Genomic DNA, 13,515 nt, shown 5'->3' on the forward strand with positions numbered 1-13,515 from the left:
CCCCACTATTTATTTAAAGAATTGACTGCATTTTCAGCTGCTAACTTACCGCTTGTCATAGCCCAAGCCATGTTTCCTCCCGGAGGGGAATCGTCACCCATGGCACCACCTACAAGTTCACCGGCGGCAAACAGACCAGAGATGGGGCGGTTGTTTTTGTCAACAACGTTCAATTTATCGTTAGTCACGACTCCGCCCATTGTTGTAGCAAATCTTGGCTGCTGTTCAACAATGTAGTATGGACCTGAAGCTGCAACTTGCTTTTTCATGAATTTGGCGGGTCTGCCGAAATCCACGTCTTTACCGGACTGAACAAAACCGTTGTACTTCGCTACCGTCTTGGCCAATTCTGCTCCGTCAACACCAGCTTTTTTAGCAACTGCCTCGATGGAGTCTGCCTTGACAACAATTGGATAACCTTTACCGTCTTGTGCAAGCCACTTATCCATATCTTCCTTGCTTACTCCGGTAATGTTGAGTTTTGTAAGGAAAGCTTGATAGGAAGGTTCATCAAGAAGAATGAAGAGTTTTCCACCTTGTTTCACTTCTTCGTTCTTAATATTGTGGTTGGTGTCAAGTTCGCTAATTACTCTCTTTCCAGCCTTGTTTACCATGATGCCGGAATTGTCTTCAAATGCTGCCTTGTTGGACCAAATTGTAGATTTTGCAATTCCAGGGGCAACTTCCATGCCGTTCGGGTAAATCTTGCCCAGATCCATCATTTGGGTTTTTGCTCCGATAGCCATAGCCATTCGATGACCATCTCCGTTTGAGCTTTTTACGCCGTAATAAAGAGCATTTTTCAAGCTGCCAGTCAGCATGTCTTTATTAGCGCCGAAACCACCAGTTGTGAGAATTACAGCAGGAGCATTAATAGTGTATTGAGTACCGTCTGTTGCTTGGGCTTTAACACCGACAACCTTGCCATCCTTGACGATTAATTCTTTGGCTGGTGTGCCTAAAAGAACCTTAGTGCCGGATTTTTCTACAGCAGCTTTAAAGTTTCTTGTTGCGCCTTGAGCTCCATCCACCCAACGCATAACTCTCGGTTTGGAGTGTTCTGCTTCATTAGTAAAACCAGCCTTTGTATTCAGTTTCATACCTGCATGCGTTGTGGCCCAGTCAACCATTGAACCTACATTATTGACGTACAGAGAAAGCATTTTGCGGTCATTCAAGTTATGGCCGTTCTTAATGTAGTCATCAGTCATGATGGCTGGGGAATCGTCCTTGATGCCAGCATCTTTTTGGATCTTTGAGCCTTGAATGACAACTGTTCCACCATTAACCGCAGCAGCACCACCGGCAAAAGGCATTTTTTCGAGCAAAATTACTTTTTTGCCCAATTCAGAGGCGCGGATAGCAGCTGTTTGTCCGGCTGCGCCAGCACCGACGATGGCAATGTCAGCATTTAATGTTTGTGCCGGAGCGATAGCTTGTTTTTGTTGAACTTTAGATAGTTCATCAACGTTTCCACCAGCCTGTTTTACACATGCTGCAACTGCCGTCAAGATAGCCTTACTAGTGATGGAAGCTCCCGCAACACCTTCAACTCCAAGGCTTTGTTTTGCAACAATAGACTTTGGAAGATTATCGATAGCTACGGAACCAATCCCCGGAGTTTCTTTATTCTGACCAATTTCAACTTTCTGAATGGCGTTGGCTGTAAATGTGACTGCGACTGGAACGTCACCGCCGTTGCCTTTGGCTACTGCTGTGTAGGTGCCTGGATTGAAGGTGGCTGCTTGTGCGAACGATGCGAGCGAAAGAGCAGTCAAGGCAGAGATAAATGTAAGTCTGCGAATCATATGTTCCTCCTCATTGGGGCCGAGCCCCAAAAGCAGTGAAATTTATTTAGATGGGTACATGGCTTTGTGGATAGAATTCAAAATAGTTTGAGCTTCTTCACTTGGGATTTGGCCTGGGGCAGACGGTTTACCTCCTACCATGCAGAAGGTAATATCGGACCCGGTGAACTCACCTGTCATTCTGCTCATTACGCCCCATTTACCCATAGCCATTGTTAACATTGGCTTACGAGAGTAGAAGTTACGGACTTTCCAAGTTGCTCCCATTAAATTGAGAGCGTCGCCAGTGTTGTGAGCCATTACAGCGATCTTCAAAATGTCGGAGCCCAGCTGTTCTTGAAGAAGAAGTCTGCGAATAATTTCGGCTTCGGAAGGAGTCCATCCAAATTCGTGGTCACTCATGACGACTTTTACGCCTTTTTCCTTCGCCTTTTTAACGATTTGTTTGCAAATGTCGGCGTTGCGGAACATTTCGATATCGATGAGATCAATTTTTCCGTTGTCTAAGACATCAAAATAGAAATCACGATAGAACTCATCAGAAACATGACGTCCGCCACCTTCTGTTTTGTCTCGGAAGGTCATGAGTATTGGTTTGTTCTTAACAATGGAGTAAACCTGGTTAGTGAGCTTGGCAAACTCTTTTCCAGAAATTTCACCAATATAGTCCGGACGTAACTCGATCATATCCAGTTCCGGACGAGCGTTGTAGTCCTTGATCAGTTCGATGAAAGCTTCTGGAGTCTTGGCTGTTGTGGAAGCAATAATTTTTGGTCTGCCTTCTCCGATTCTCACACCTTTGATTTCCAGGACTTCAACCGGCTCCTTATCCCAACCTGGTTCGTGGTTGAGTGTGTCGACCGGCATCATTTTTTCATCGCCTTTGAGCTTGGTGCTTGCAAATGCGGAACCAGTTACTGTGGCCATAAGACTACCAGCGGTAGCTATGAAATTTCTTCTCTTCATTTTCTCTCCTTGAAGTAAGAATTGAGTTCAAATTCATTGATTCCATTCTGATGAAAAAAGTTTTTTTTAAATACGAGCCAAAGTTGGTATAAATACAGTCTTTGGGATGTAAAGACAAAAATTCATAAGTGGTTGGGATGTAAAAGGAAACCCTGAGGGACTATCCCCTTTGGTTACAAGCAGAGGGTAGATGTCTGGTCTTCAATGATAGAAGCGGTCTTCTTGGGAGTGATGGCTCCTTTACAGTACAAACCTGGTAGTTGCCACAGAGGAGCTTTTGCTGATTGCCCTTAACTGGGATGGTTGAAAGCAAAAACTGTCAAGGTGTTTGAGAAACTCGGCGAGGGGTGAAACTTTAATTACTTGTTCTGTATATTGAAAGCTGCTTCTATCTTTTTGACAAGATGATCTAAATATGGGGCAATTCCCGGATCTTTCTTCTCTCAAATTTCTTTTTTAAAGAGCTGAAGGAATGCGGAAAACCTTCTTTCCAAAACTTTCATGGGAGTCATTAAGACTGAAATATTGCATCCGTTAGGGTATCTATGGGAGGGCCTTCCTCCCATAGTTCGGGCTACAGTTCATCGTCATCGTATTCATCATCCTCATCCTCGTAATCCATTTCTCTTTCCGGCTCAGAATCTGGTACGCGAACTCCGAGAGCTCCAAATAACTTCCTGCGTTTCCCAGCAATTTCTCCAAAGTAATAACCTGCTTGGAACTTTTTGGACCTCCGTAAAGTAATTTTCAATCTGTTGGCTTTTTATTCGTCTGAAAATTCTTCCAATAGTTGATGCATGAAGAGCACCGGGCCAAGGTAAACGGGTTGTTTCGGCAAAATTCGGATACCGAGAAATATTGTTGTTTTCATTAAGAATTATGAAATAAACAATGGAAAGAATCTTTAGATAGTCTCGTTTCTGAGGAAAGGCTTTCTTCAGAGCCGGACCTATCGGGCTGCTGCTGACAATTTGGTCTAACGCCCAGGTTGCCCCTGCATGTAATTGCTTGATGCCGAGGACTTGCTTGAGGCTAAGGCCGGTCTCTTTTTCCAGAGGTTCGAATACGTAACCTTTAGTCTTTCTTTCACAAATAAAATTTCTCAGCTCCGGACGCTCTTCCAAAAATTTTTCATTCCAGCGGATGCGTCCTTCTTTTTGACCGGACAGCACCGTTCCGACTTTCTTAAATTCAACACGCTCGCTTCTGGCTTTTTCGCTGTTCCACTTATTCTTGTAGGTGTAAACGTAGAAAGCAGAGGGGCTTTTCTTAATAATCAGCGGAGGTAGTTTCGGTGTGCTCATGATCTAATAAATTATCTATTTAGGTCATCCGATTTGTTACAAAAAATCAACGAAAACAACTGAAAATAAAGAATTTTTTAGGATTTTTAAAAGTTAGGTATTCTAGAAATCCAATTTTTCAGTCGGTGTCCAGCGTCTGCTCGTCTGCCATTGGGATCCTGGTAGAAGAGTGTTTCAATCATTTCTTAGTCGCTTTATATCTTCTATGGCAGAAATGCCCAACTTTTTATAAGCATTGAATCTGTGGCTTTCGATTGTTCTTTCGCTTAGATTTAACCTTTCAGCAATCTGATAATTCATTAATCCTTGCATGGCTAACTCGATAACTTGTCTTTCTCTTTGAGACAATAAGTTCCATCTATTATCGAAGTTGGAATAACAGCTCTCGCTTCTTGCATTTTTATCTTTTGCGGTAGCTTCTTCTATGGTTTGAAGAAGTGTGAGAGGATCAACCGGTTTCTTTAATAGGTGAAAGGCTCCTTTTGTAAAGACAGAAATGGCCATGTCCAGGTCTGCGTGGGCTGTCAGAAATATTACAGGCTGGGAAAAACCTTTGTCTTTTAATTGTTTCTGAAGTTCGACTCCATTTACTTTTGGCATTAGGTAGTCAAGGATAAGGCACCCGGGGACTTCCGGGTCATCTAGGGTTAGAAATGAGTCGGCATTTGGATAGGTTTTAACCTGCCAACCTTCTTCTTCGAGCATATAGGCTAACCCTTCAAGAAGATCGAGATCGTCATCGATAATTCTGACTGTAGGTTTTTCAGTTTTGTTTGTTTTCATGGATTAAAGGGAGAGAAAGTGTTGCGATTGCTCCATTGCCGGCTTTTCGAGCCTCGAGTTTAAATGTACCGCCGTGTTTTCTTGCGATTGATTTCACTATAAGCAGTCCAAGTCCAAGACCTTCTTCCTTGGAACTGGAGAGAAGGGTGCTTTCATCAGCTTGCTTAGGAGAAAAATTTCCGTTATCCGAGACGGAAAGAACTGCATTATCACCAATTTGTTCGAGCTTTATATCAATTTTTGGATGGCTTACGCTTGTTGCTGTGATTGATTCGGCAGCATTTTTTAGAAGATTATTGAGAAGTAATTCTATTTCTAAGGCCGAGCCGTTGACTTTAAGACCACGCAGGATTTCTTTTTTTATTTCTCCATGGAAATTTCCGCAGTCCTCAAAATTTTCTATAGCGGCATTAGCGGCTTCTCCCAAATCAAAGATCTTCAGCTCGGGTTGTTTACGCTTTGCGTAGGAGCTCACATGATCCACAATGCCTTCAAGTTTGTCAGTCTGTTTTTGTATCTTTTGAAGAATTTCTAGAAACTGTTCGTTCGATAAAGCATTTTTTTGCGCTTTTCTTTGAGCGCCGAATATAAAGGCCTTAATTGTTGTAAAGGGCTGACGAAGCTCATGGGCAAGGATTGAGCTCATTTGTTCAACAATTCCAAGTTTTTCGAGTGAAGCTGCCCTCTCCAGTGCTTTCTGAGCCTTCCGTTGAAGTATTTTCTGTTTTTCGAGAGAGTCGCTGAGGGATTTGGTTCTTCTTTTCACAAGTTTGCTTAAAACAAAAGAAGTTCCGGCAAATAAGATAAGGAGAAGAAGGACCAAAGCGATCCAAGAGGAATAATGGTTCCAAAGCTCTTGAGAAAACCATTCGTTTAAGAAGCTGAAAGGGCCCAGTTGAAGTGACTTAAATAATTCATCGGATCTTGTGGAGTCTGTGCCTATGCTCCAGCTGTATCCGCCGGGGACTCTTGGCATCGTTAAAAGTGCGAGTATTGCTTTTTTGGCTACTTCCGGGGATGCACCGGGCATGGAAGAAAATGACCAGTTAGGATACAGCTTTGTAGAAGACATGCAGACGGTCGACTCTGGTTTTAATCCTATTGGTTTAATTTGTTGCCAGACCTTATCTCCCTTAGGATAAGTATCTTCTAAAAAACATGTCGAAAGAAGACCAATATCGGTTTTACCTGAAATTACGGCCTTTACGACATTTCTTAGATCTCGCCCGACGAACTCCGTTCTGCCAAAGAAATGATGTGGATCGTGGCCTCTGTCTGCCAGTTCCCCTAAACCAATTTGATGTCCGTAGAATCCTCCTTTTAAGTTGATCGCTACTGATTTGTTTCTCATATCTTCAACGGTGCCGATAGGGCTGTCAGCCCGCGCAATAAACAACGTGCCATATGCATTATTAGGATCGGGAAGTCGATCTGACACCATCGTGGTCAATTCTTTGGCACCTTTCTGAGTCATTCTCCTAGAAAGGCCGGAAGTAGAGAGGAAAAGGTCAGCTTTACCACTTTCAAGACATTCTTCTAAGGCAGGAAGCGGAAGTCTGAGAATCTCTAAATTATCTTTACCGAAAGTATTCTTCAATGCTTGAATTGTTGGTTCAATTATTTTGACGTTGTTGTCCTGGGGAGGATCTAGGCTGACAGCAAGAACAACTTTTTCATTTGCCCAAGTCAATGAAAAACAGCAGGTAGCCAACAAAAAGATGACGATTCTTAACATGCACACCTCTTCTTTATAACAAAGTCTAAGAGTTTTGCTACTTAAGTACTGAATTTCCTAAATTATGAATATCTCAAGTCGTATAAACAAGGAGACTGATATGTTAAAAATTCATCCTAAAATGCTGGTACTGTGCGTATGCGCCGCCTCGTTTGGTTTTGCTTCCGCATCGGAAGTTGCTTTCAATCCGGGAACATATGAAGGGGTCGCTAACGGGAGAAACGGTCCGATTAAGGTAGAAGTAACGGTAGACAATCATAAAATTTCCACGGTCAAAGTCATAAGTCATAAAGAGTCTGCCGGATTGTCAGATGCTCCGATGGAAAAAATTCCAAATGAAATAATATCTAACCAAAGCCTTAAGGTAGACAACATTTCAGGAGCAACTTTCAGCAGTCAAGGTTTAATCAACGCCTGTAAAGATGCGTTGAGCAAGGCTTCTAAGGATATCTCTCCGCTTTTAGTTGCTCCTGCAGTAGCCAAGAACTCCCAAAAACCAAAAGACGAAAAAGTGGATGTTGTCGTAATTGGTTCGGGTATTGCTGGGCTGACATCGGCGATAGCTGCGCATGAAGGAGGTGCCAAGGTCCTTGTCTTGGAAAAACAAGGAATGCTCGGCGCTGGCGATTCCATGAATATTTCTACCGGGATCACAGCCGGTGGTACGAAATTAATTAAAGAAAAAGGAATTCAAGGCAAAACTACACAAGACTATGTAGATTTGCTGATGAAGCAGGCTAAGGATAAAAACGTTCCTATTAATAAGGAAAATGTTGAAACTTACGCCCGGAGAGGTGGAGAAGTTATCGACTGGTTGATGGATCTTGGTGTTCCGTTTGGAAGATTCCAAGAAGATAAATATTTTCATATCATAAAAGACGGCAGTGCTCCTGGGCCTCATATCATCAAGGTACTTAGTAAGGAGGTTAAGAAGGACAATATTCCTTATCGCCTCAACAGCAAAGTAGTGGAAATTTTGTCTGATAACGGCAGAGCATCCGGCGTTAAGGTCTCTACACCCGACGGTGACTATAAAGTTCTAGCCAAGGCTGTCATTGTTGCTACCGGTGGCTTCTCAGCCAGCCCTGAATTATTGAAGCGTTATGCTCCGGAGTGGATGAACCGTCCAACAACCGGTGCCGCTTCATTGACCGGCGACGGAGTCAAAATGGCTCAGAAGTTAGGAGCAGCGACCGCATCAATGGAACAAATCAAGGTGAATTACCTTTGTCATCCGCTTACTGCTAAGGACGGTGTTTCCCTTACGGCTATTACTCCTTACACCATATTGGTTAACAAAGACGGAAAAAGATTTGTCGATGAGAATCATGCGTCTATCAACTTCAAGAGTAAAGCTATGATGAAGCAGCCGGATCATATTGCATATGCTGTTGTAGATCAAACTGCAATGGATAATTTGAAGTTGATGAGAAACTATGCGGAAGCAGGGTATTTTGTAAAAGCCGATACGATCCCTGAATTGGCAAAAAAACTCGGTGTCAATCAGGAACAGTTCATCTCTACAGTCGATAAATATATAGCAGATTGCAAGGCTGGCCTTAAGAACGATAAAGAATTCAACAGAAAGATCCAATATCCAATGATTAAGCCGCCATACTATGCTGCATTGGTTACTCCTTCCATGCAGTCAACTTATGGAGGACTTAAGACTAATACAAAGGCAGAAGTATTGGATCAAAAAGGAAAGGTTATTCCTGGGTTGTATGCCGCCGGAGCCGCATCCGGACATGAAGCTTATGCTAACGAGGTTGGTTTTGCCGCGATTATTGGTTTGACATACGGAAAGATCGCCGGTGAAAATGCAGCTGCTTCTTTGAAGTAATTTTAAGAAGAGTTCAAAAATATTTAAGCCTCTAAAGCGTGTTCTATCGGTTTAGAGGCTTTATTGTCATAATTTTCCCCTAGATTAATTAAGAGAAACGCCTTAGCGGTAGAGAGTCTCAGGTTGCTTCATGTCACGTGTTCAAGGCGTAAAGCTGTTTGTTTTCAAACCTACAGGCATTTCCACGTAACCGACACTTCTGTACTAAAGATCCGATGCCGGGGCTCAATTTTCCTTAAATTAGCTACGCAATTGTTTTATTGGTTTTGGGGCAAATTGCCTTGCAAGACTTTATTTCCCCAAGAAAAAATAAGCCCGCTAAAATTTGAATGGTCAGAATTTATTAGCCATCCCAGCCTTCTCTAAGTTCCATAGCAATCTCCTTATGAAAATAATCCTAAAGGCATAAATGTTACTTAAGAATAAGAGAATGTACTCTTTTTGTAACATTCATAGATCGTCACGAGATGGTGTTTACTTGTGTGCGCATGGCATGTCCAATGCTTACCGAGGCAAGTTCCATGGTCGATCGGGTAAGACAAAGAGCTAGCTTAAGGCAAGCCGAAAAGGTTGAGCTGTCGGGTAGAAGAAGCTGGTGGCAAACTTCTGGTCTGACATACACAAGCCGCATACAGGCCTTTCGGAGGATGAGCATAAGTAGGAACGCAAACTCCAATACCTACTCGGAATCCGGAGTGGTAAATGTGGCGGATATATGGAAGGAAAGATATTTTTCTTACCCGTGGCGGCATTTGTCGCCACAATTGTCAAAGCTACAGCGAAGGGAAAGTTATCTGCAATGGTTATAGTGACACAAGAGTAGGAGTGTAGGAGCAAACTTTAATCTCATCCGAGAGGAGCATGATGCGGAAGGGAAGGGTCTTTCCTAACTGGTTCTACTGTTAGTTAATTGTCGTCAAATTTTTTGGTTGGATTTCAAAAAAGCATCCGAGGAATTTTAAGTGATGATGAAGCTTGAAAGACTGCCAATGCTATTAAGAAATTGGCCGCTTTAATTTTACCCCTTTGAATTCACTCACAACTGTTTGACTTTCTTCTCTGAAGCCCAAAACTCAAAAAGGCTGATGCCACTATTAAGGATATACCCAGTAATTCAGTTAAGCCGGGAAGTTCCTGCAAAAACAGGTAGCCCAAGGCAATGACAAAGGGTACCCCAGTAAATAAAAGACAAGAGTTAATAAAAGGATTGCCAAATTCCCAACCAATTGTTCGAGTAATTTGATAAAACAGAGCAAAAGTTGTGATGAGATAAAGCAGAGGATCCGAAAAAATTAGGCCAAGGTTTTGGGAGTCAAATGTTACGCAGAATCCAACGCCTAACAGTAAGCAAGATATTCCGAAATAGAAAGTAACCGGTAAAGGGGACTCGTTGCGCTTACCGAGCTCTCTCAAAAAGATTGAAGCTAAGGCCGAGCTTAAGCCATATGCAACAGCGATTCCAAAAGTGACGTCTGAGAACCGGTCTAGATTTGGATTAAAGATAATGAAAATTCCGGTAAGTCCGATAATTACCGGGACGAAAGAAGCAACAAGGCTTTTTGTTGAGAAGGGAACCGTTATAAAACTTAAAATCAAAACTATCCAGACTGAAGATGTGTAGTTAACGGCTTGAGATAATGCAGCCGGCACTTTAAGAATAAGAATGGTATTGGCGACTGCAGAACCTACGCCAAATAAGCACCTCAAAATCAAAAGGATCGGATTGCGAGGGAAAAAAGATTCCTTTCGGTAAATCATAAGGGAACCTGTAATCAGAGAAATAAACAGGTACTTTCCCATCATAATTTCAAAAAATTGGTATTGACCTCCCGTTAATCTGGTGGAGACGGTGACGCAAGATGTAAAAAATGCCGCTGCGAGGAGCCAAAAAGAATTTTTATTCATTTTCTGTGCCTCTGACTGCAAGAAAAGCAAGAAATTTATCTGCCGCTTTGCTGACCGGATAGTATTTGTTTTTTACCAAAACAACGGATCTTAGAGGAAACGAACTTTCAAAATTTATGGCCTTAATTCTTTTGCCTTCCTGACAGACCCTGGAGAAAACTTTATCAGTAACCCAACCAATGCCAAGTCCAAGTTCAGTAAATTCAACAACAAGGTCAAGATTGTCGCACTCCAGTGCGGTTTTCAGTTCGTATCCGGCCTTTGCCATTAATTCTTTCTGATACCGATGAGTTAGGGAGCTCTTCCCTAATGTGATGATAGGGAGTGTAGAAAGAGTATGCCAATTCAACGGCTTTGTTGTGTCTAAAGGAAAGCGGTCAGCAGCAATAAACTGATCTGTGAAGGTAAAAAGTTCAATGAACTCTAGTGAATCATCAATATTCTCTGGGACGGGAGATGTGATGAATCCAAAATCCACCTCTCCGTTCTTGATTAACTCTAAAGTTTCTTTCTTTGAACTTGATTGAATTCTTAATTTCGTTGTTGGGTTTCGTTCGACAAATGATTTGAGAGAATCGAAAAGGAAGTATTTAACGATTGTTTGAGTGGCACTAAAGGAGAAACTTTCCGAACTATTTTGTTTACTCAGATCGATTTCATTTTCTGCCTTATCGAGCTCAGAAAAAATTTTCCTGCAGCTATTGAATAGAATTTCTCCTTGTTTTGTCAGCTGCAAAGATTTTCTTACCCTCAGAAACAACGAGCACCCTAAGGTATCCTCTAATTCTTTGATGGAGTGGCTGACAGCCGGCTGAGTCAAACAAAGTTCTGCTGCGGCTTTAGTCATTTTTTCATTAATAGCTACCGCATAGAAGACTCTAAGTTGTTTGAGATAGGAGGCAAGTTTCATAAATTAATTTTATGTATTGATAGATTTTTATTAATTTTAATAATAGTCATTGAACCTTAGAATGTTTTCATTAGAAAGCCTCAAATCAAACTCCTTAGGAGGAGCTCTATGAAAAACAAAATTAAGCTGGTTGCTTTGTCAATTCTTCTTGCATTTGGTTCTGTGCAAGCTCAGTCGATGGATGAAAACGCTAATAAACAAGAATACGTTCAAGGTCAAAAATCAACTTACCTAGCCGGTTATCATCAAAATAAAATGGGGGTAAGTTGTTCGACATGCCACCCGACAGACAAAGTGACTGATTCAGAAAGAGAGATTGATGTTTCTTGTCAAAGTTGTCACGGAAGTTATAAATCCTTAGGAGAGAAGGACACACAAAGAGGAAACCCGATATCGGCGCATAAAGGATATTTATCCATATCTTCCTGCACAACCTGTCACCAAGGTCATCAGGAAAGCTTCGCCTATTGTAATAACTGCCATATATTTGATATGCCGATGAAATTTGGCCGGCAAAAGATTCCTTATCTTCCAGAAGACCTCGGACAGTATGACAATGCCGCTCCGGCTTTTACGGAAAAGACCGATGTAGTTATTGTCGGTGGAGGCGGAGCCGGAATGGTGGCTGCGATTGAACTGCAAAAGGCAGGAAAAAACGTTATCCTTCTCGAGAAAATGCCGATTCTAGGAGGCTCCTCTTTGTTGGCTACAGGTGGCATGAATGTGGTCGGATCAGATTTACAGGAGGAGAATGGTGTTGCCGATAATGTTGATACTTTCGTGAAGGATTCTCTGCACATTGGCAAAGGTGCTAACGACAAAGACTTAATTCGCATACTTGGAGAAAATTCCAAAGATGCGTACCAGTGGTTTAAGGATCTTGGTGGTCATTTAGAACTGCAGAAAGGTAGAACCGGCGGTACGACCTATCCTCGTCAGCTTTATACTCCAACCGGTGGGATCGGCAGATACATGGTTGATATTATTGAGCCGGCTCTCGTACAGTCCGGAGCCGACGTCAGAGTGAATTCAAAGGTGTTTAAGCTGCTTCAAGATCCGAATGGAAATGTTAAGGGCGTTCTGGTAAAAGGCAAACATAACGGCATTTATGCGATTGAAGCGAACGCTGTAATTCTGGCTACTGGTAGTTACGCCAATAACGGCGAACTAATAGCACAGAAGTTGCCTCAGTTCAAAGGCATTATCACTACAGCTCAGCCTGGTTCCCATGGTGACGGCCTTCAATTGGCTTCTAAGGTTGGAGCACAAGTTACTCATTTGGAGAGAGTACAAATCCATCCGAATGCCGCAGTCGGCACGACAATCATGATCACACAGGCTATTCGAAATAATGGGGGTATTCTGGTAAACCGTTCAGGAAAACGCTTTGTCGATGACCAAGCCCCTAGAAATAAATTAGGACCTGAAATTCTCAAGCAAGAAGGCGGTTCTGCGTTTTTAATTTACAACGATCAAGTTGTCCAAAAACGCAAGAAAGTCCATGAAGGGTACGTCAAACTGGGTTTTGTGAATACAGCTTCTGATGCCAAAGAAATGGCGCAAAAATTAGGGTTGCCGGAAAAGGATTTTGTTCAGACTATTGAAACCTATGGAAAATATGCTGACGAACAAAAAGATCCCGATTTTGGCGGAAAGGAATTAATGAGCGATATGCGTGGAACTTTATACGCCATCGAAGTTATACCGGGCATCGGAGGAACACTTGGTGGCTTAAAGGCAGATTCCGATATGCATGTGCTCGACAAGAACGGTAAACCTATAAACAATTTACTAGCGGCAGGTGAGGTTGTTGGCGAGTGGCACGGTATGGATCGATATGGCGGTAACGCAGTGACCGGCAATATCGTATTTGGTAAAAAAGCAGCTCAAACAGCTATCCAAGAAATGAGATAACAAGTTAAAAAATCCAAATTCTCTTGGCTTTGGACTGACCCTTATGCCTCCCGGACGTCAAATCCGGGAGGTTCGTATTTGAAAGCGTCTTATCTGTCCGTAGAGGCCGATAAGACGCTCAATGTGAAATAAAAAAGTTACGCCTTGTTATACCGGTTGATGAAAAAAACTCACCTCAGAATTTAATAACTAAACACGGAAGGACGCTAGCCTCGTTAACAAAAACTAAGCTGGAAGAAGGTGGCTCTGTATGAAGTTAAAAGATAGAGCAAAGGACCTTAGCATTGGTAAATAAATTCATTCGTGCTTTTCATAAGAATTTCTCCACTGATACATAGATGAGTTCT

The 13,515-nt window shown here is 42.3% G+C and carries 9 protein-coding genes; 2 read left to right on the plus strand and 7 right to left on the minus strand.

What is annotated here, in order from left to right; all coding sequences use genetic code 11:
- Positions 1-5: 5 nt before the first annotated feature.
- The 5 genes from ACYQ4O_RS01075 to ACYQ4O_RS01095 form a co-directional block, all read right to left on the minus strand.
- Entirely contained in the window at positions 6-1,808 is a 1,803-nt protein-coding gene (locus ACYQ4O_RS01075; protein ID WP_304703088.1) for an FAD-dependent oxidoreductase, read from the minus strand.
- 42 nt (positions 1,809-1,850) lie between these two features.
- Positions 1,851-2,774: a type I 3-dehydroquinate dehydratase gene (gene aroD, locus ACYQ4O_RS01080; protein ID WP_304703089.1), complete on the minus strand. Its 924-nt coding sequence runs from the start codon at positions 2,772-2,774 to the stop codon at positions 1,851-1,853.
- 635 nt (positions 2,775-3,409) lie between these two features.
- A complete protein-coding gene (locus ACYQ4O_RS01085; protein WP_460174458.1) occupies positions 3,410-4,078 on the minus strand; it encodes a hypothetical protein in 669 nt (222 codons plus the stop codon).
- A gap of 174 nt (positions 4,079-4,252) precedes the next feature.
- Positions 4,253-4,861, minus strand: coding sequence for a response regulator transcription factor (locus ACYQ4O_RS01090; protein ID WP_304703091.1), 609 nt, complete (start codon positions 4,859-4,861; stop codon positions 4,253-4,255).
- Positions 4,842-6,596 (minus strand): sensor histidine kinase, encoded by a 1,755-nt coding sequence (locus ACYQ4O_RS01095; protein ID WP_304703092.1) that lies wholly within the window; start codon positions 6,594-6,596, stop codon positions 4,842-4,844. Before ACYQ4O_RS01095 ends, ACYQ4O_RS01090 begins: the two co-directional genes overlap by 20 nt.
- Positions 6,597-6,696: 100 nt before the next feature.
- On the opposite strand from ACYQ4O_RS01095, the gene ACYQ4O_RS01100 reads away from it, so the two are divergent.
- A complete protein-coding gene (locus ACYQ4O_RS01100) occupies positions 6,697-8,439 on the plus strand; it encodes a flavocytochrome c (RefSeq protein WP_460174459.1) in 1,743 nt (580 codons plus the stop codon).
- Between the two features lie 1,032 nt (positions 8,440-9,471).
- On the opposite strand, the gene ACYQ4O_RS01105 is transcribed toward ACYQ4O_RS01100, so the two are convergent.
- Together ACYQ4O_RS01105 and ACYQ4O_RS01110 are read right to left on the minus strand one after the other, a co-directional pair.
- The gene (locus tag ACYQ4O_RS01105) at positions 9,472-10,344 is read right to left on the minus strand and encodes a DMT family transporter (protein WP_460174460.1); all 873 of its coding nucleotides are present in this window, start codon (positions 10,342-10,344) and stop codon (positions 9,472-9,474) included.
- Positions 10,337-11,254, minus strand: a complete 918-nt coding sequence (locus ACYQ4O_RS01110) for a LysR family transcriptional regulator (RefSeq protein WP_460174461.1) — start codon at positions 11,252-11,254, stop codon at positions 10,337-10,339. The genes ACYQ4O_RS01105 and ACYQ4O_RS01110 overlap by 8 nt, the downstream gene beginning before the upstream one ends.
- Positions 11,255-11,362: 108 nt before the next feature.
- Between ACYQ4O_RS01110 and ACYQ4O_RS01115 the strand changes: the two genes are divergently transcribed.
- The gene (locus tag ACYQ4O_RS01115) at positions 11,363-13,168 is read left to right on the plus strand and encodes a flavocytochrome c (RefSeq protein ID WP_460174462.1); all 1,806 of its coding nucleotides are present in this window, start codon (positions 11,363-11,365) and stop codon (positions 13,166-13,168) included.
- Positions 13,169-13,515: the final 347 nt, after the last annotated feature.

Source organism: Turicimonas sp. TL08 (assembly GCF_054660695.1).

Coding starts and splice junctions, on each gene's coding strand:
- ACYQ4O_RS01075 (WP_304703088.1), bottom strand. CDS start 1,808: ATGATTCGCAGACTTACATTTATCTCTGCCTTGACTGCTCTTTCGCTC.
- aroD (WP_304703089.1), bottom strand. CDS start 2,774: ATGAAGAGAAGAAATTTCATAGCTACCGCTGGTAGTCTTATGGCCACA.
- ACYQ4O_RS01085 (WP_460174458.1), bottom strand. CDS start 4,078: ATGAGCACACCGAAACTACCTCCGCTGATTATTAAGAAAAGCCCCTCT.
- ACYQ4O_RS01090 (WP_304703091.1), bottom strand. CDS start 4,861: ATGAAAACAAACAAAACTGAAAAACCTACAGTCAGAATTATCGATGAC.
- ACYQ4O_RS01095 (WP_304703092.1), bottom strand. CDS start 6,596: ATGTTAAGAATCGTCATCTTTTTGTTGGCTACCTGCTGTTTTTCATTG.
- ACYQ4O_RS01100 (WP_460174459.1), top strand. CDS start 6,697: ATGTTAAAAATTCATCCTAAAATGCTGGTACTGTGCGTATGCGCCGCC.
- ACYQ4O_RS01105 (WP_460174460.1), bottom strand. CDS start 10,344: ATGAATAAAAATTCTTTTTGGCTCCTCGCAGCGGCATTTTTTACATCT.
- ACYQ4O_RS01110 (WP_460174461.1), bottom strand. CDS start 11,254: ATGAAACTTGCCTCCTATCTCAAACAACTTAGAGTCTTCTATGCGGTA.
- ACYQ4O_RS01115 (WP_460174462.1), top strand. CDS start 11,363: ATGAAAAACAAAATTAAGCTGGTTGCTTTGTCAATTCTTCTTGCATTT.